Consider the following 18,373-nt stretch of genomic DNA (forward strand, 5'->3'; position numbering starts at 1 on the left):
GGATATTACCTGTGGATAAAAAGTTTTCTAGCCCAAAAGGTTTTGGAGAAATACTCGATCATACTTTTCATTTAACAAAAAATCGCTTTAAGGACTTTTTTATGATTTTACTGATTTTCATGGGACCGGTTTACTTGCTTCAAGCGATACTCCAGCTCATGGCTGGAACCAGCTTTTTTCGAGAGGTTGGAAGCGATGGTGCTTGGTTTGAGCAAATACTTACGAGCTTTGAAGCATCAGGGACCTTTGATTCCAGCAGTTTGAGCGCAGACATCGGATTAATCGTAGTTGGCTTGATTAGTGCCATTTTGGCACCTGTTGCGGAGGCAGCGATCCTATTTACTATCAATCATGTTCGAAAAAATGAAGAATATACCGTCGGTTCCGTTATTAAACAAGCCTTTTCACGATTTTGGCCGATGATTGGCAGCAGTATCTTATTCTTTCTTATAACCATGGGGATTATCATTATTCCACTCGCGATCGTCGGTGTCATCGGTGGTGTGGTTGCGACGACAGTGAATCCGGTTTTAGGGATCCTTTTAGGAGTTGTCCTATTTCTGGGGTTTGCCCTTGGAATTGGACTATTATTAACCCGTTGGAGCTTTTATTTTGGCTCTGTCGTACTGGATAAGGATTCACCTGGTTTAGGAAGAAGCTGGAGATTGTCAAGGAAGCGTACGTGGGTGTTGATGGGTCTCTATATCGTGTTTTATTTTATTATTTCAAGTATAAGCTTTGGTGTCCAAGTAACGTTTGGAATGGTTTTAGGAAATAGCGTGTTGTTAACCTTAATTTCAAACCTTGTCACTTTAGTTACGACAATGATTTTCTCCGTGGGCTATGGGGTTCTGTATCTTGATTTAAAAACACGACACGATGCGGATGATATCAAAGAGATGCTAGAAGACTATAAGACTGTTCAATAAAAAACCTATTATGTTAGGTGATGATTATGTTAGATGCAAACAAGGCACGCGATGACCTTGAAGATATTTTAAAATCACAAGAATATCAAGTATATTACAATGACTCAAAGGGTTTCATTGCAACCTGGTGGGATCAAGCAAAAGAATGGATTGCAGCACAGCTCGAAAAATTATTTCCTGCCATCGATTCAGCAAGCGGTGCTTCCGTTCCGATTCTTATTTCAATCATAGTGGTTATCATCATCCTGTTAGCTTTATCTACTTTTTTTCTCATCCGTCATACTCGCCGAACTCGGCTCCTTCGCAAACAAAAGCCGCTTCAATCGATGAAGGAAATGAATTGGACGTATCAAAAACATCTGGAAGAGGCAGAAAAACAAGAGGCGTTAGGAGCATATACACTTTCCACCCGCCATTTGTTTTTAGCACTGCTTCTTTACTTTCATGAAAAGGGATTGCTGGAGGCTAGAATTTGGAAAACGAATTGGGAATATTATGATGAACTAAGGAAAGTAGATTCACAAAAGGCAGAACTCTTTTTTAAGCTTGCACACTTCTTTGAGGAAGTGACCTATGGGGAACGGAACGTACAGAAAGAAGAATATTCCCAGTTTCATGATGAAGCAAGAAAAGTACTTGTCGATACAGGGGAGGAGAATATTTTATGAAATCTCTTTCCAAAATACGCAATTGGATCGGGCTGGTGATCCTGCTCAGTTTATTTCTAGTCTTCAGCTATTTTAGCTATTCGCCTAAACCGCAAGTTTTCCCAGCATATCTTACTGATTCACCTTCGCCGACTGGTGTGAAGGCATTTTATACATATGTAAAAAAAGATAAAGCAGGGGAAATCTGGAGTCAATCACCAGATTTACTAAAAGCAACAGCTGACCACCAATTACTAGTTATGGCTGAACCCGCTTTTATTCCTGAAAAGGAAGAAATGAACGCTTATATCAATTTTATGAAGGCCGGAAACACCATCTTGTTATTACAAAACGATCCACAAGGGATGTTTGACGTAAAAACAGTATCAGTTGACACACAAGAAACAATGAAGGTTTACACTCAAGGTCATACTTCTTATCGTGCTCAAATCGATTCAGTCATCCGTTTGCAGACCAAGGAGGAAGAGGAAGTATTAATATATGATGAGGCTGGTCCCATTGCGGTTAAACAATCATATGGAAATGGTCATTTAATTGTGGCGATAACCCCTGGGTGGATGACAAATGGGGATCTATTAAAAAAAGACCATTTACGACTTCTTCTCTATCTGATCAATGAAGGGTCCACGGACACGATTCTGTTTGATGAATACATTCACGGTGGAGAAAATGCGTCTACTTTTTTGAATGTGTACCCGATGTGGTTTTTACTCCTTGTTTTGCAAGGGGGACTATTGATGATTCTCTGGTTATGGTCGAAGGGAAAGCGTTTCGGACCTATTTTCGTCCCAAGGGAAGAGTCGGTTCGTTTTAGTGATGAGGGAATCCAAGCTGTTGCTGCCTGGTTTCTCCGCGGCAAACGCTATCGTGATTCAATAATCATCCAAGCAGACTATGTCAAACTGCTTCTCCAGGAACGATGGCAAATTCCATATAATCGGGAATGGAAAGATTTATCGAGTTATTTTGAAAGAAAATGGACTAAAGTGCCTGCAAATGAGATTAGACCTTTTCTTTTAGGGTTAGTAAACATCCTCGAAAAAGAAAAAATCACAAAACAGGAATACATATTATGGTCGAAAAAGCTTGAGCTATTAAGGAGAGAGGTTGAAGAATGAAAACAGAATTAACATCCTTTTTGGAAAAATATGAAGAGAGGATTTTAGGTCAGAGTCTAAATTTAAGACTCCTTTTATCCGCTATTTTAGCAGGAGGGCATGTCCTTCTAGAAGGAGTGCCTGGCACCGGAAAAACTCAAATGGTACGTACGCTAGCGAATCTTTTAGGAGGTTCCTTTAACCGGATCCAGTTTACACCTGACTTATTGCCAAGTGATATTACCGGAAGCACGATTTACAATATGAAGGAAAACACTTTTCAAACGTTAAAGGGACCAATTTTTACAAATATCCTTTTAGCTGATGAAATAAATCGGACACCTGCAAAGACCCAGGCTGCCCTTTTAGAAGCAATGGAAGAAAAACAGGTGACGATCCAAGGAGAAACGTATCCGTTACCCGAGGTGTTTTTTGTGGTCGCCACTCAAAATCCGATTGAATTTGAAGGTACCTACCCGCTCCCAGAAGCACAGCAAGATCGATTCCTTTTTAAACTGAGAATTGAATTTCCAATCTATGAGGAAGAGAAAAATGTCTTAAAACAAGTAATTGAAAACAGCTTTGACGAAAAGGTTGTTTCACCCATCTTAGAAATGGAAGATTTTTTAAGGATTAGAAAAGAAATCGAAAAAGTTACTGTTAGTGAGAATGTATTAGATTACATGATGAAAATTGTCAGAAAAACGCGTGATGCAGATGCCATCCGATTTGGTGCCAGTACCCGAGCAGGAATATCGATAGGAAAGGCAGCACAAGCATGGGCATACCTTTCAGGACGGGATTATGTGACGCCAGACGATATCAAAATAGTCGCCAAACCGGCCCTGCGCCATCGCATTCAGTTATCCCCGCATGTAGAATTGGAGGGAGCAACCGTTGACCAAATCATTGAAGAGCTGGTGGGCTCGGTTCCTGTTCCAAGATAGAGGGATTTTACCAACTAAACGATTACTGCTTGTTTTCCTAATCCTATCTTTAGGATTAGTTCTCGGTACGATTTGGGAAATTTCTTGGCGTTTTGTTATTACTACTAATATCATTGTGCTTTTCATAAGTCTGACAGACTTGTTTTTTTCACCCAAAAAGAAGCAACTATTCTTTCAACGATTGATGGCGGAAGAGTTTGAAAGAGGAATTTCATATACCATAAAGATTGAGGTTCAGAATGACTCTCCTTATCCTTTTTCATACCGCATGGTCGATGGTTTGCCGCAGTCCTTCGAAAGGCCGTTTCCTATCATTGGAACAATATCAAAAAAATCAACGGTCGAGATTTCGTATAGTACGAGTGCGATAATACGAGGAAAATACGAAATCAATAAGCTTTATTTTCGATATGCGAGTTTGTTAGGTTTGTGGGAAAAGCAAATGACAGTTGAATTAGCGGATTCAGTGAAAGTCATTCCTGATTTAACCGAGACCAAGCAGTATTTAGAAAATGCACAGAAGTATTTGGTTTACGAAGGGTTAAAGATTCGAAGACAGCGCAGTGGAGTTGGCGAATTTTCCAAGATTAGAAATTATGTCGTCGGGGATGATCCGCGTAAAATCAACTGGCGCCAAACAGCGAAGCTTCGTGAAGTAATGACGAATGAATATGAACCGGAGCATGGAAAGTATATTACGATCTTAATTGATTGCGGAAGAATGATGGGGGCAGAATTATCCAAGGGGAATCGCTTAGAAAAAGCATTAGAAGCGGCATTAACCGTTACAGCGGCAGCACTCCAAAATGGAGATTATGTGTCGGTACTTGCCTTTTCAAAGGACATAAAAGTCTTTGTACCCCCTGCCAAAGGGATAGCCCATCTACAGACCATCCTTCAAGCAATCTATTCATTAAAAGTGGATGCAGCTGAGTCTAATTATGCTGCCATCCTGCAATATTTAGAAATGGTTCAAAAGAAACGAAGTCTGCTCCTATTATTTAGTGATGTCCGCACCTTTCTTCATGAGGAAAGTGCTCTTATGCTATTAAGACGTCTAAGACAACGGCATTTATTTTTAATGATTGGGATAGAAGATCAGACACTTTTAAGAAGAGTCAAAGAGGAGCCGAATACGGTCCAAGCAGCGATGCGAAAAAGTATAGCACAGCAGCAAATTCTTGTTAAGAAAAGAGAAAAAATCAAATGGGAAAAACAAGGCCTCCAAATGATTGAGGCCCGTGAGAAAAAGTTGGCGATTACAGCTGTTTCGCATTATATTGACATTATCAATCAGAATCTTTTATAACCTTTGTAAGTTTTAGCTTTCCAATCACAATATAAAGGAACAACCCAATTACCGTTAAGAAAGCAACACTATACTTTGCTTCTAATGAAATATCTGCTGGTGTGATAAACCCTTCAATGATGCCAGCAATAACAAACAAAGGAATCGTTCCAAGCAGAAGTTGAACGGAGCGAATCGCTTGCTGTTTTAATTGAAAACTCCTTGAATATTGCCCTGGGACAAACAGCTTATAGCCCATTAAAAGACCAGCTCCTCCAGCAATAAATATGGCTGTAAGCTCAATCATCCCATGGGGAACAATAAATGCCCAAAAGTCATACGATTTACTGTGATGCCAAAATAGGGCAGCGAGCGCACCAATGATGATGCCATTGTAGACCATCAAATAAACGGTCACAAGCCCAAATGTAATTCCACCGGCAAAAGCAAAGATCGCGACCTTGATATTATTTGTCATAATGCTTGCCGACATGAGCGATGAGTCCACCGCATCATGGCCCTTCCCAAGTTGTTCCGGGTCCACACCTTTAGCAATTTCGGCTGGGAGAATGGAATAGATATGCAGAGAGTCATTCATGACTGAAAGAAAGCTCCCCAAAGCACCAATCATAAATAAGATCATTGCAAACATGACAAATTTCCATTGCTCAAACAACAGCCCAATAAATTTTTCACTAAAAAAATGACGGATTTGTTTGATGCTTGATACCTGGTCTTTATACAATAGATTATGTGATTTAGCTACAAGTCCGTTCAAATATTGGGTGACTTCATCATTAGGAAAATAAGTTTGACTGTAGGAAAGATGTTGGGCCGCCTTTTGATAGAGACGATGGTATTGAGTGATTCGGTCACCTGTTATATTATTTCTGTACTTGCTTATCGTTGTGATTAACTGTTCGAGCTGTTTCCATTCTTCACGATGTATTTTTACAAATTGTTTTACATTCATCCTGACACCTACTTTAATGGGGCTATGTATTAATTTTGTCTTTATTCTCCTTATTATAGTAATATTGTAGAAAAATAGAAATAGAAATAATCAACCATGTGACGGGGGAAGCTTATGAATGAAGATCATGTAGATATAAAAACACCCGAATTCGTGTCGATTCAGTTTCAAATCGCTGGTTTAGGCAGCAGGTCTGCAGCCTTTATCATTGATCAGTTACTATTAATGGCTTTTAACATTTTGTCCTTGATTGTCCTTTTTTTCATCCTGGACGGGATGTCAAAAATGGAATTTGTTTTGATCGGGAATTCACTGCCTATTGCAATAACGATTATCATGTTGTTTCTCGTTAATTGGGGCTACTTTTTTGCGTTTGAGTTTTTCTCGGGGGGGAGAACGCTTGGGAAGAAGTTAATGGGTATCCGGGTCATTCAGGAAAACGGTCATAGCATCACGTTGCTTTCCAGCTTTATCCGGAATCTAATCCGAATCATTGATTCCTTGCCGACAGCTTATTTTCTAGGTATTATTATGATCTTTTTCCATTCCAAACATAAACGGCTCGGCGATCTAGTCGCTGGGACGATTGTCGTTCATGAGCGCAAGGCAAAACGGAATAAGAAACAAACACCTCTCGAAGAAGAAATCAACAACAGAGGGCTTACCAAGGAAGATCTCACTATTGATGAATGGACGCTGAAATCATTGGGAACAAAGGATTGGAAGCTCGTCAGTACATATGCCAGCCGTTTTCAGCAAATCCCATTAGTTGAAAGAAAACAACTAACGGAACAAATCGCCGAACTGTTATTTCCGAAAATCGGCCTGGATCCGGCAGGGGAAAAAACTTCTGATCTCGAAAACACCCTTCTTGTCCTTTATTTAATTCTAAAGGATGAATGGGAGTTTGAACTGTGAGGATGAATATAAAATCACGAAAAAAGTAATGCATTCGTACCTGCATTGCTTTTTTTCGTGTAGTAATTTTATAGAAAAGGAGGTTCGATTTGTCAAATCCATCCGACTTGTGTCTCATTTAGTCGGTTTTAATCGAAATATTTATATTTAGGATGTATAATAGGGAATTGTGGATTGCTATGTAAAAAAGGAGGAAACTAAAATGATGGAATGGACTATAATTCTGTTGATTGCGATATCAGCTGTGTTGCTAATCGTTTCAATTATATCGAATCGCAACTTAGAAAAACAAAAACATAAGGAAATTGATATGGTTCATGTTTCTGTTATGAAAGATATCAATAACGTGCACGAGCAAATTCGCAATTTGGAACTTGATATAGAAGTGGTCACAAAGGAAGCAGGCGTTCAACTGACTCCAGAAGAAATGATATTTAAGCGTGAAGTACTAGATTTATATAAACGCAAATATTCGATTGAAACCATTGCTCAGAAAAAACAAGTTTCAGAGAGTGAAATTAACCAATTCCTTGCACCTTATCTAGCAGCAAAGGATGAAAGGAGCAAAATAGCAAATGAAATTTAATGTAGTGAGCAGCTTTGCGGCCGGAATTCTTCTAGCTTCGACCATTTGTGGTGCTGTTTACTTCACTGAAGATCCTGCAGTCACAAAAGCAGCTCCCAAACCGACCAAAAGCGAGCAGATAACAGTCGCTCAGCCAACTGAAGCAGAGATGAAAGATAAGCTTTTAACAGCTGGGTATATTGTTCAACCGAAGGCAGACTATGATAAGACAATAGAAGCAACCAAAAAAGCGGCTTCAGCAGCTTCAGCAGCTTCAGCCAATAATAATTCTAAAAAAATCGTCTATCGAGCAGTTATTTCAGTAACACAAGGGATGACCAGCATCGATGTCGGTAGAATGCTTGAAAAAGCAAAAATCGTACCTGATGATTTTAAATTCTCAAGAGATGTAGAGAAAAAAGGTGTCGAGAAAAATTTGCGTCCGGGTACATTCACAGTCGATACAGAAATGACCTATGATCAAGTCATCGCGACTATTTTTAAAAAGTAACCATCTATAAAACAAAGAACGGACAGGATCTAACGATGCTGTCCGTTCTTTATTTATAATTAGTTTTTTTTCACGAATTCCTGGACCATTTCACCCGTAACGTTTTGCCTCGTTGGAATAAAGCGCAGGTTGATTTTATTAATACTATTGGTGACTGCATTGATTTTATCGGTGGAAAAAGGTTTACCTTGCTTACATAACTCAATCGCTTCTTCGATATATTGTTCGCGTTGTTGATCGAGCGCTAAGAATTTTTGATAGGTTTCATGTTGATTTGCCGCGTGTTTAATTAAATCTTTATGTACACTCATGATTTCACTCCTTAAATAATTAACTTATACAATCATACCATAATTGATAATTTTTATCAGTTCAATAAGATTTTATGTTGAAGCTCCAGGAGAGAAGTATGGTAAAATATTAGACTCACATCGAAAGTCAGCATCGATACGTGGGAGTGAAGAAACCCGAAGACGGAGGGAGCTAAATTAGTTTTATTAAGGATATGTTAATGTTAAAATCTAAAATAATCTTTATAAAGATTTAGGTGTATATTTTTAGTAGAGGGAAGAGGAGTCGAAAATGAAACAATACAATACGCGAGCTATTATGGCGTCGCTGCTTATCTGCGGTTTCGTTGGCATGTTCAGCGAGACGGCGCTCAACATTGCGATTAGTAATTTAATGGATGTGTTCCAAATTTCAGCTGCAACCGCACAGTGGTTGACAACAGGGTTCTTACTTACTCTCGGCATTCTGATGCCGATGACTGGGTTACTGCTACAATGGTTTACGACAAGGCAATTGTTTACTGGTTCTCTTACGAGCTTGATTGCCGGCACTTTAATTGCGGCGCTCGCTTTCAATTTCGAAATTCTTATGGTCGCTCGTGTTTTACAGGCGGTCGGAATGGGCCTGTTGATTCCGCTCATGTTCAATACGATCCTCGTCGTGTATCCACCTGAGAAACGTGGGGCGGCGATGGGGTTTGTCGGACTTGTCATCATGTTCGCGCCGGCGACCGGCCCGACTGTAGCTGGTCTCCTAATTGAATACTTAACATGGCATTATATATTTTGGCTATCACTGCCATTTTTGGTGATAGGGCTTTTGGTAGGGTTGAAGTATTTGGAAAACGTCACAGAGGTGACGAAACCTCGTATTGATCTATTATCAGTTGTATTATCAACGCTCGGCTTCGGTGGCGTTGTCTTCGGCTTCAGCAAGGCAGGAGAAGGCACCGAAGGCTGGACCAGCCCGGTCGTGGTCACTTCAATCATCATCGGGCTAGTCGCACTCGTGTTGTTCACGCGGCGGCAGACGGTTATGCGCGAACCTATGATGGACTTGCGCGTCTTCAAGTACCCGATGTATAACGTGGGGCTGCTTTTGGTACTGTCATCGATGATGATCATCTTGTCTAGCATGATTATTCTGCCAATGTTTCTTCAAAATGGTATGAGCCTGTCACCGTTTGCCGCTGGACTTATGCTGTTGCCGGGCAGCGCGTTGAACGGCATCCTGTCGCCGCGCATGGGGAGGTTGTTCGATAAATATGGGCCGAAGTGGCTAGTTATTCCCGGTCTCATCGTCGTCGCTATATCGATATGGTTTCTTTCCGACATATCGTCTGCATCTTCGATTGCATTTATTGTCTCGTTGCATATCGGATTAATGGTCGGTATCTCAATGGTCTGGATGCCGGCGCAGACTAACGGGCTGAACGAGCTGCCACCGGAGCTTTACCCACATGGTACGGCAGTCATGAACACGCTTCAGCAGGTCGCAGGAGCAATTGGAACAGCGATTGCCATTATCATCCTTACAAGCGGTATGGATAAGTATTTGCACGACTCCCCAACGCCAACGAAACAGTCTGAGATGGCTAACGCGATGACGTTCGGCTCACAGAACGTGTTCTTGTTCACCTTGACCGTTACGCTAATCGGTCTTGCTATGGCGTTCTTCATCCGCCGCGTTGTCGTCAAACATGCGTCGATGAATTCGATCCATTAATGTTCGAAAAGGGAGCCTAGGGGCTCCCTTTTCAGTTAACGGGGACTTTCACTAATTACAGTTTTACTAGAAGGGTCCGTAGTTGTTTCATTGTTTTCTACCTTAAGAACTTAAGGTTTTCTTAAGGTTATCCAAATAAAATGGGAACCAGTTAAGGTTAATGTTGAATTTGGAGGTATTTATTATATGAAAAAGAATTATACAAAAATTATACTGGATTTGATGATGGCTATTACGTTTGTGCTGCTAATGAATCCAAGAGTATTAAACGGTTTACCTTTTCATGAAATCGCTGGTCTAATAATAGGAGTAGCTATTCTTATACACATTGGATTGAACTATCGCTGGGTCGTAAATACAACCAAAAAGATATTGGACCCTAAACTCCCTAAAAAAACTCGATTTAGTTATCTGATCAATATACTGCTATTAATTTCAATGGCTACTGTCATTATAACTGGTATATTAATTTCGAGAGTAGTTCTTCCAAGTTTCGCAGTTCAAGAGGGTCACTCGATTCGAGGTATCCACGGTTTATCTGCTGATGCAACACTTGCATTGGTTGGTCTTCATATTGGGGTACATTGGCAATGGGTATTGGGTATTTGCAAAAAGGCTTTTAAGTCGACAGAAGGAAAACTTAGGAAGGGTGTTCTTGTATCAGTGATTCTATCAATCGCCATTTTGGCTGGTGGAATTCAATGGTTTTCCTCAACAGCTTCTTCAAATTCTGGTGAATTTAAGCAGGAACAAATGCAACAAAGTGGGCAGTCAACTAATGCGAACATAGGTGATACAACAAAAACACCTCAAGGATCGCCTGACGGAGATTTTCGTGAAGGGAAATTTCTTGGTAAGGATGGACATGGAGGGAGCAGCAACCCGTTTCTCGTTGTTCTTAACTATTTTGCGATTTGGGCAGCAATCATAATTCCTACTTATTATCTGGAAAAGAGAATCTTAAGGAATAAGCGGAAATCAAGAGATATTAAACCACAAGTATCATGATTGCTAATAAAGTACATTTGTGAAAATTAGTTATTTCCTTCAATATAAACAGGGGCGATGCTTTATGAAGGCATCGCCTTTTTTAAATAATAAAATTAAATTTACTTATTAGCCGATAAAAAAGCTGGAGTTTGAATATACGGTTATGGCCTAAATTGCATAATAAAACAAAAAGTTGCTGCCCAAGAAAGCAACACTTCTTATATGAAATAACTTTTATAATAGAAGAAAGTAATAATAACTGCAAATATAGTATAAATAACAGTAGCGTAGATTGGAATCCTTCCAAATTTTTTGCCTCGTTTTTCTTCAACTTCCATGTAGGTTTGGCTGTTAAAAAAATCAGACATTCGATTGTTCGGTGCTGTAATTAGGATTCCAAGGATCCCTATAGGGAAGGTTAAATCAATGATGTTTGCGTGAAAAAGAAATGCTGCACCGAAGTTAAGAATCATTAATATTACAAGCGTAGCCAAAAATGCGAATACTTTATTCATTTTTACCTCCATATAAAGGTTATTTAGCTTTAGTTTAAAAGTGTAAGAGGTTAAATTCAATTGGTTATTTTTTGAAATTCAATAAATAATAATTTTCTATTTAGTGAAAATTGAAAAGGAGAGGTAACATTCAAGATTGATCAATTTTTGATGTATTAGATTAGATGGTGATTCATTGCCAGATCTATTTAAGTTGACTCCTAGACATCGACTTTAGCTTAATGTCGTTCTAGACTTCTATTACAACATAAAAAAAGCAACTATCAGTGAACTTTGATCATATTTTACATTCAGCTGTGCAGCTCAATGTTGAAACATAAAATATTTAATGATTGTTTTTATGGATTTTGTTACCTTTTTGGTATTATGAAATCATCTCATTGTAGTAACATCATCGGGAATGACAATAAAGGAATTAAAACTTAATGAGAAACACTTGTATCAATATAGTTGATATTAAAAGCTTAGAATATGGAAAAGAGGATTGATTTGGACAATAGAGTGCAAGAATTAGTGGATTTTACGATGGACAAATGGGGGTTAGATAACTATTATTTACATACCTACAATTTCTATCGCAAATTAAATGTTTTAAATGAAACAATCTATACATTAACTATGGAATGGTACCCTTCTCATATAACTGAACAAGAGGATGAAGATTGCAATCCAGATGGGACGGCAGTAATTGATTTGAACGTGCAGAACCGTCAATTTGAAAGTGTTATTTTTGTAGACGGAGAGACCTTTGCAAATAGGAGATTAATCAGAAGCATTGAGATAGATGAAATCATAAAATTTATTGAAAACGAAACAGGGTTAATACATGGGAATCAATTTCACCTGCAAAGTGAAGAAGAAAATAAATATTTATTTCGAAGCAGTATTAATGGTGTTGCTGTTTCCCCATCTGGAACCATTGAAATCAAATTTAATCCAGAAGGTAAATTAGCTTATTTTTCTAAATATGGTCCATTTCCTTCTGTGGATAAGGAATTAGAAGAGACATTTTGTCTTAAACTTGAAGACGTGGAACAGATTGCTAAGAATCAACTGAAATTAATTGAATTTCCATTAAGGAAACAGAAGAAGTTGGTTCCAGTTTATTGTTTAGAAGAAATTTATATAACAAATGACCTTTCAAAAACATTACCTTTTATTTATCTAGGCTTAGTGTATACAATCGATGAAAGGCTTCATTGGCATACATCTAATAAAAAATCATTTAAAAGAAGACAAATGAACTTGATTGAGAATGTTACAGCTGAACAAGCCTTTGCCTTCGAACCTCATTCTGATTTAATCCCGATTACCGATAGTGAGAAAGAGAAATGTATCAGTAGTGTTAAAGACTTTTTGAGTCAAGCTTATCCTAGGGATTCTGGGAAATGGCTTTTGAAAACCTTACATCGTGACAATGGCTATATACAAGGAACACTTAGGTTAATTGATCAGGAAAGTAGTATAATGCAACGAAAGCTCATGTTGTTAATTGATCCAATTTCATTTAAGGTTTTAAATTATATGGATAACGAAGATTTTTTAGAAATTTATAATGAATGCCAAGAGACGGAAAGCATAACTATTAATTTAGAAAATGCGTTTGAGAGAATCAAAAGCACGATTGATTTAAAACCTGTTTATGTGTATGATTTTGAGCAAAAAATTTATGTTCTTTGTGGCAGGATTGATAGTGATTGCGGTATTAACGCAATAAACGGTGATCTCTTGGAATTAAACGACTTTTAGAAAATAACGATTGACATCTAAAAAGGGGGGAGATGGATGGAATCATGGCCTTTTCTAATCCGACTAAAGTTCAGGGTAGATGACCAAAAAACCAAACATTAGGTCGTAACATCTGACTTTAAATGGTCACCGATAAAAAATCAATTAGCCTATAATTCGGGAGGTAGATTAGCTGTTACGAAAGTAAAGAATAGTCGCCCTCAAGGATTTGAAAATGTTTCATTAGGCGTTAGTGATTTTGAAAGGTTTCCGAACGGGAAGGAGTTTATTGTTGCCTCACAATTCAGCTTGCGTCCTACTGGTTGCGGACCAATTCCACTTTATAGAATCCAAGTGGTTGCCAATCTTGTTGCTGATAAAATGAAGTAACAAAAGAGCCTGATTTGTTTGCGATTGATGCTGATTATTTTAATTGGGGTTATGCTGGAAGGTGGGTTAGTTTCTTAGCCACTCCTACAGCTTCCTGGGCTATGTATAGCAATATGTTAATTGAAGAAAATTTCCTTAGAATAATAGAAACTTGTCCAGCGACACAAATTTACCTACAAAAACAAAATTAAAGAAAAAGGTTAAATTATCTAAGGTTTATTGTTCCGATATGATAGTTCCGTGAAAGGTGGAAATAAAATTTTGTATGAGGAATATAGGGTACTTTACAAAGGTTTCGAAAGAGATATTACTATTATTAATACATTTTAGTGGCAAAACAGTCACAATTGAGGCTTCTAGGACAGCTGCAAATTTGTATGAAGGAAGCCTTGGTTATTGGTTGAACAAATAGTCCATCTATTACATCCAACGTGGCTGCTACTTTAATTCATAAAGAATATGCTGAATATTATGATAAGAAAATAAGGTTTAAGAATTACAAACGCCCTGATAGTTACAAATAGTTCGAGAATCCAAGATGGGGATGTTTGTTTTTGGTTGTGATAAACTTGAACATTATCTAAAGGAGTTTTTGTGTTATGTGAAGGTAACTATTCCAACTCGTATTCTTACTTTTAATAGTGAGAAAGTTCTTCGATAAAAAAAGGGGGAAAGAGAAGATTAGTTGGCCTAATAGGGCACGCCAAAAAATAAAATTGGCGTGCCTGCTGCGTTTTGCTTTGATATATGGGACCTATTGATTTCTACTCAATTTCAAATACGCTCGTCCTTTTATCTTTTTCAAATTTTAGGATAATTTCAATCTTGGGACGATGTTGTGCTTATTGTGTAACAAACCTCAATAACTAAAAGAGGGTTACAACAACTCTAATAGAATCATTTGGTTAATAACAAATGCAATAAATAAGGGTTCACAAGAAACTTGCAAACAAGTATCTGTGAACTTTTGGACTTGCTCCGAAAGCTTTCCAATGGTAAATGATAAAATCAGACTTACCTTCTTTTCTACTTCTACTTTTATCAGATAATCCGATTCTTTTTCCATTTTGCAAGCAATTATGTCTATTCCAGCATACTGGGCATGGACACTTTAATAACCTTTTTTTGATAGTCAATAAAGCACCAAATGTTCTCATGTAATATGTGCGTGATTCATACTGTACTCAGTTGGCATATGTCAGTCCACAATTCAAAATATTTTTCAAAGAGCTAAAAGTTTTTTATCTGTTATTGAGATTTGTAGTATTTATGTGAAGAATCATGATAATCCACACTTGCTATTGCTTCACCTATTTGAATGCTTCCCAATCTTCCAGGTTCAAGCCTACCTCACCCTAAACGACTAGTGACTTCGATCTTAATTTTCTGCAACTCCTCAAAAATAGGGACCCCATTTTCCTCAAAATCAGATACTAGCTTACAAATCGCCATTAGGCTTAATTGATTCATTGAATAGCCTGTTTCATCGTGCAGATCTCTGAGTCGATCCTTCAATTTTGGAGGAAGATAAATCCCAAACCTTTCCCGATTATCCGTCAATATTCATCACCCTCTGGCCTTTATTTATTTGAAATTTCTTACTAATATCATAACACAAACGTATGTTCTGTATCAATAAAATTCCATTCGCTATTACAGGTGCTCCAATCTATTAAACGCAAAATAACACTATTTAGTGCTATTGTTGGGGAATGTATGTTCCTATAAGATGAAAGTAAGGCAACATACTTTAATAGAAAGGGGGACAAAAGAAATCGAGACTGAAAACCATTTTTTTAAAATTTCATCTATGAAAGCATATCGAAACCAGAATAGTAGAGGCCTTTATATTTGGGGGCTGTACCGAGAAAAAGAAGATGAAGATTACATTTACTTCTTTTTTCTTAAATTCACAGAAGAATTTGAAGTTCGAAATAAGGAATGTTTAAAGAGAAGAAGCGATGAATGGTTGGATAGTCGAGGAAAGAGGGTTGATCAGGCAACGATTTTCATAACGATGCATGAAGAAGTATTATTGGCCATTCGAGATTGGTACTTTAAAAACCTTGAACGAATCAAACAACTATTTTTTGTAAGAAATAATGCAAACCAATTTATTCATTAGTTAAAGGAGGAGCAAAACAACGATGATAAGAGATCGAGGAACAAAAAAATGGACAGCCTCTTTTATGATGCCTGAACACATACGTGAATTAAAGAAAATGCTGAACGAGGCAAACAAGCAACCCCGTCCTATCCTGGATGAAATGGAGATTGAAGAAATGGAACGATTGCTGCAAAAAAGCCTTATGCAAGGTACTTTGCTTCAAGTTACTACTTGGAAAGGTGGATTTTTTAATAAAAAGGTATGTCAGGTCGTTCAAATTGATTTAGTGGCTAAAACAATTGCTTTTCAAGATGAACTGCAATCCAAATTTAAAACTCCATTTTTTAATATTACTAGTGTAACAGAAATGAATTCCTATTAATTGCATACAAAAGCTAGGAACATATAAAAAAACGTTCATCTAAACTTTGGCCCTTCCATGGAGGTTTATAGGATGGAAAAGTCCAATGTCATTTTTACGCCTCAAGAAGCACTGTTATATAAAGGACTCATAAAACAGCTGAATGAAGCAAACTCGTATCTTGAAATAAAAATGTACCAAAACAAACTTGAAAACCTCCTAGATAAGGGAAGAATCAGAGCATTAACCAAGGAATTGAAGAGGTGAGTCCTCATACCATCTCAAATTGTTATATTTGCATCTTATATCATCCTTGGACTTGCTTTTGGTTATGAACTAATCGTAGAACTTGATGAGGAAATAGAAAAAGGGACCGAAGAAATTATTCATGAATTTGAAAGGTTATTAGAGGTTTGTAAACAGATTGGTGGTTATAAAGTCATTATTCCATTTCTGCTGATCGTGTGTGGGGTTTTTTGGCTGCCAATCATTCTTACAGTTTATTTTTGAAAATGGTTTAGAAAAAAGAAATAGTGAAGGTGAGTAAGATATTAACATTAACAATCACTAGTGTACTTGTTGCAGGTGGATTTTTTATTTCTGTGATCGCAGTAGTTCTCACTATAAAAAATTTCAGGAGGTAAGTCATGGATAAAGAATGGGATGAAATAAGATTGAAAATGATGATGCAAAGGCATGAACATATGATCGAACTTATGAGGTTATCGGCTATTTCAGCAACCCTTCAATATAAGCATATAACGAGCGTAGAAAAGCTTAAATTCATTGAAGAATTAACCAAAGAAATCCCCAAAATTAAGACTAAGAAGAGCTAACCAATGGGTGAAAGTCTTTTACATTCTATCCCATGACTTCATCCTTTGTTCGGGAGGGAAGGTGAACGGTTGGATACTCTTATCGATTGGTTAAGAGTCTTTTTTTTAGTTATGACTTTAGGCGATACGCTCGTGAATGTACGTTAAATATCGGAAAACCATAAGAAGTACTCAAATTAGTGGAATTGAATACCGAATAGTACTTCGAGATTTAATATTTAATAACGTAATAATCCTACTGATGTTTTTAACGATAGTTTGGGAGGATTGGTTTAAATGACCACCTTTAAAAACAAGATTGAGGAGGAAAACAAATCGTGGGGACATTTTACACGTTAGGCATCATTAACAAATTCGGTGCTCAGGCAACCAAAGGGCCAACAAGATGGAGCCGTGAAAATCTAGCATTAACAGAAGCTGAATGGAAGGAAGCATTAGATAAACGAATTGATACGTCTATTTTCGAATTGGAATTGCAGGAAGACGGTACAATCAAAGGCTTCCTTAAAAATGATGTATTCAAGGAAAATATCAAGGGATTCTATGAGATCTTGCGGGAAATCCTTGGTGAGCACAGAAACGGTAACTTCGATTATTACGAAAAAGGCATGTCCGAAGATGGAGAACTCCACGATATAAACGTTGAAGACGATGATGACGGGTATTCGTACGAGTGGGCCGATGATATAAGGATATTGGACAAGGATGGAATGGAAATCCGAATAGAATGTGAGTTTATTATGTTGTTTTTGGAAGGGAAAGTTCTAGTCGAGGAGTTCTACACGGATCCTGTGCTAATCAATTATTTGTTCCGCAACTGCAAGATTGATAATCCATTGACTGGTGCAGTGATAAGTACAGTGGTTGGGTAATGAGTGTAATTAGAAACCGTTCTTTGTTGACGAAATAGCAAAAATCGCTCGCAAGACTGCTGAATACGCTCTAGAAGAAGCTCGAAAGCATGGCACCTATATCGTTTCCAAGAATAAAGAGGGTGACATTGTTCGTAAATGTCCCGATGGCCAAATAATTAAAGAAAACGAGGGCGATGATTAATGGGCTTTTACACCGAAGCACGAACCAAAGAAGGTAGATTGATTGGCAGTAAGAGTTTTCAGGTCTGGAATCCGAATGTGGAACATTTCTACAAGTCGCTGGGGTTGGAAAATCCTTACGGCCAATACAGCGGAGATAAAGGCGAAATATCATTTACAGCTGAGCAATTATTGGATGCTAATAAGTATATAGAAAACATTGAGTTTTATAGCGAGCCAATAATAGAAAAACTTGATCCGTTTGTTGGTATGCTCACCATTGCTGGAGGAGTCCAAAAGCTTGACGCAAAAGCCGAAAAAGAGCGAACTCTTGAATTCTTAGATGTTTGTGCAGCAGTGGCTCTTAAAGAAGGTAGTGTCATCTTAAATATGGGTTAGGAGGACAGTAATGTACCAGAGGACTTATTTTCAAATGATAGATGAGCAGAATATGGGGTTTTGATAACGCTATGCAACCGAAAGAACATTGGTGGTGGTAT

General features: G+C 37.8%; 21 protein-coding genes and 1 pseudogene. 18 read left to right on the top strand and 4 right to left on the bottom strand.

Going from position 1 to position 18,373, the window contains the following annotated elements:
- Positions 1-11: 11 nt before the first annotated feature.
- Genes J7E63_RS14135 through J7E63_RS14155 form a run of 5 tightly spaced genes read left to right on the top strand, consistent with a single transcriptional unit; the run spans position 12 to position 4,950 of the window.
- On the top strand, positions 12-929 hold the full coding sequence (locus J7E63_RS14135; RefSeq protein ID WP_215013306.1) for a hypothetical protein: 918 nt from the start codon (positions 12-14) through the stop codon (positions 927-929).
- A 26-nt stretch (positions 930-955) separates the two neighbouring features.
- A complete protein-coding gene (locus J7E63_RS14140) occupies positions 956-1,597 on the top strand; it encodes a DUF4129 domain-containing protein (protein ID WP_215013307.1) in 642 nt (213 codons plus the stop codon).
- Positions 1,594-2,715, top strand: coding sequence for a DUF4350 domain-containing protein (locus J7E63_RS14145; protein WP_215013308.1), 1,122 nt, complete (start codon positions 1,594-1,596; stop codon positions 2,713-2,715). The genes J7E63_RS14140 and J7E63_RS14145 overlap by 4 nt, the downstream gene beginning before the upstream one ends.
- Positions 2,712-3,641 (top strand): AAA family ATPase, encoded by a 930-nt coding sequence (locus J7E63_RS14150; protein WP_215013309.1) that lies wholly within the window; start codon positions 2,712-2,714, stop codon positions 3,639-3,641. The genes J7E63_RS14145 and J7E63_RS14150 overlap by 4 nt, the downstream gene beginning before the upstream one ends.
- Positions 3,592-4,950, top strand: coding sequence for a DUF58 domain-containing protein (locus J7E63_RS14155; protein ID WP_215013310.1), 1,359 nt, complete (start codon positions 3,592-3,594; stop codon positions 4,948-4,950). The genes J7E63_RS14150 and J7E63_RS14155 overlap by 50 nt, the downstream gene beginning before the upstream one ends.
- On the opposite strand, the gene J7E63_RS14160 is transcribed toward J7E63_RS14155, so the two are convergent.
- Complete coding sequence (locus J7E63_RS14160; protein WP_215013311.1) at positions 4,931-5,902, bottom strand: stage II sporulation protein M; 972 nt, start codon at positions 5,900-5,902, stop codon at positions 4,931-4,933. The two genes, J7E63_RS14155 and J7E63_RS14160, sit on opposite strands and share 20 nt — an antisense overlap.
- 114 nt (positions 5,903-6,016) lie before the next feature.
- On the opposite strand from J7E63_RS14160, the gene J7E63_RS14165 reads away from it, so the two are divergent.
- The 3 genes from J7E63_RS14165 (at position 6,017) to J7E63_RS14175 (ending at position 7,896) form a co-directional block, all read left to right on the top strand.
- Entirely contained in the window at positions 6,017-6,820 is an 804-nt protein-coding gene (locus J7E63_RS14165; protein ID WP_215013312.1) for an RDD family protein, read from the top strand.
- A 202-nt stretch (positions 6,821-7,022) separates the two neighbouring features.
- Positions 7,023-7,406: a hypothetical protein gene (locus J7E63_RS14170; protein WP_308160574.1), complete on the top strand. Its 384-nt coding sequence runs from the start codon at positions 7,023-7,025 to the stop codon at positions 7,404-7,406.
- Positions 7,396-7,896 (top strand): endolytic transglycosylase MltG, encoded by a 501-nt coding sequence (locus J7E63_RS14175; protein ID WP_215013313.1) that lies wholly within the window; start codon positions 7,396-7,398, stop codon positions 7,894-7,896. Before J7E63_RS14170 ends, J7E63_RS14175 begins: the two co-directional genes overlap by 11 nt.
- A 59-nt stretch (positions 7,897-7,955) precedes the next feature.
- Here J7E63_RS14175 and J7E63_RS14180 read toward each other — a convergent pair whose 3' ends face one another.
- Entirely contained in the window at positions 7,956-8,207 is a 252-nt protein-coding gene (locus J7E63_RS14180) for a DUF2533 family protein (protein ID WP_215013314.1), read from the bottom strand.
- 271 nt (positions 8,208-8,478) lie between these two features.
- On the opposite strand from J7E63_RS14180, the gene J7E63_RS14185 reads away from it, so the two are divergent.
- Positions 8,479-9,912, top strand: a complete 1,434-nt coding sequence (locus J7E63_RS14185) for an MDR family MFS transporter (protein ID WP_215013315.1) — start codon at positions 8,479-8,481, stop codon at positions 9,910-9,912.
- A 186-nt stretch (positions 9,913-10,098) separates the two neighbouring features.
- The gene (locus J7E63_RS14190) at positions 10,099-10,920 is read left to right on the top strand and encodes a DUF4405 domain-containing protein (protein ID WP_215013316.1); all 822 of its coding nucleotides are present in this window, start codon (positions 10,099-10,101) and stop codon (positions 10,918-10,920) included.
- A gap of 200 nt (positions 10,921-11,120) precedes the next feature.
- Here the strand turns inward: J7E63_RS14190 and J7E63_RS14195 are convergent, their stop codons facing one another.
- A complete protein-coding gene (locus tag J7E63_RS14195; protein ID WP_215013319.1) occupies positions 11,121-11,417 on the bottom strand; it encodes a hypothetical protein in 297 nt (98 codons plus the stop codon).
- Positions 11,418-11,888: 471 nt separating this feature from the next.
- On the opposite strand from J7E63_RS14195, the gene J7E63_RS14200 reads away from it, so the two are divergent.
- Positions 11,889-13,166 carry a hypothetical protein gene (locus tag J7E63_RS14200; RefSeq protein WP_251033535.1) on the top strand — a complete coding sequence of 426 codons (1,278 nt, stop codon included), beginning with the start codon at positions 11,889-11,891 and terminating at the stop codon, positions 13,164-13,166.
- Between the two features lie 102 nt (positions 13,167-13,268).
- Positions 13,269-13,654 (top strand): annotated as a pseudogene (locus tag J7E63_RS29630) (translocation protein TolB); the annotation flags it as partial.
- Positions 13,655-14,885: 1,231 nt separating this feature from the next.
- On the opposite strand, the gene J7E63_RS14205 reads toward J7E63_RS29630, so the two are convergent.
- Positions 14,886-15,095, bottom strand: a complete 210-nt coding sequence (locus J7E63_RS14205; RefSeq protein WP_215013321.1) for a ribbon-helix-helix domain-containing protein — start codon at positions 15,093-15,095, stop codon at positions 14,886-14,888.
- Positions 15,096-15,345: 250 nt separating this feature from the next.
- Here J7E63_RS14205 and J7E63_RS14210 point away from each other — a divergent pair, with 250 nt between their 5' ends.
- The 6 genes from J7E63_RS14210 (at position 15,346) to J7E63_RS14235 (ending at position 18,272) form a co-directional block, all read left to right on the top strand.
- Entirely contained in the window at positions 15,346-15,660 is a 315-nt protein-coding gene (locus tag J7E63_RS14210; protein WP_215013323.1) for a hypothetical protein, read from the top strand.
- A 22-nt stretch (positions 15,661-15,682) separates the two neighbouring features.
- Positions 15,683-16,024 carry a YolD-like family protein gene (locus J7E63_RS14215; RefSeq protein WP_215013325.1) on the top strand — a complete coding sequence of 114 codons (342 nt, stop codon included), beginning with the start codon at positions 15,683-15,685 and terminating at the stop codon, positions 16,022-16,024.
- A 72-nt stretch (positions 16,025-16,096) separates the two neighbouring features.
- Positions 16,097-16,270 (top strand): hypothetical protein, encoded by a 174-nt coding sequence (locus J7E63_RS14220; protein WP_215013327.1) that lies wholly within the window; start codon positions 16,097-16,099, stop codon positions 16,268-16,270.
- Between the two features lie 380 nt (positions 16,271-16,650).
- A complete protein-coding gene (locus tag J7E63_RS14225; protein WP_215013329.1) occupies positions 16,651-16,839 on the top strand; it encodes a hypothetical protein in 189 nt (62 codons plus the stop codon).
- 317 nt (positions 16,840-17,156) lie between these two features.
- Positions 17,157-17,711 (top strand): hypothetical protein, encoded by a 555-nt coding sequence (locus J7E63_RS14230; protein WP_215013331.1) that lies wholly within the window; start codon positions 17,157-17,159, stop codon positions 17,709-17,711.
- 183 nt (positions 17,712-17,894) lie between these two features.
- Positions 17,895-18,272, top strand: coding sequence for a hypothetical protein (locus J7E63_RS14235; protein WP_215013333.1), 378 nt, complete (start codon positions 17,895-17,897; stop codon positions 18,270-18,272).
- Positions 18,273-18,373 lie beyond the last annotated feature (101 nt).

Source organism: Bacillus sp. ISL-75, from assembly GCF_018613095.1.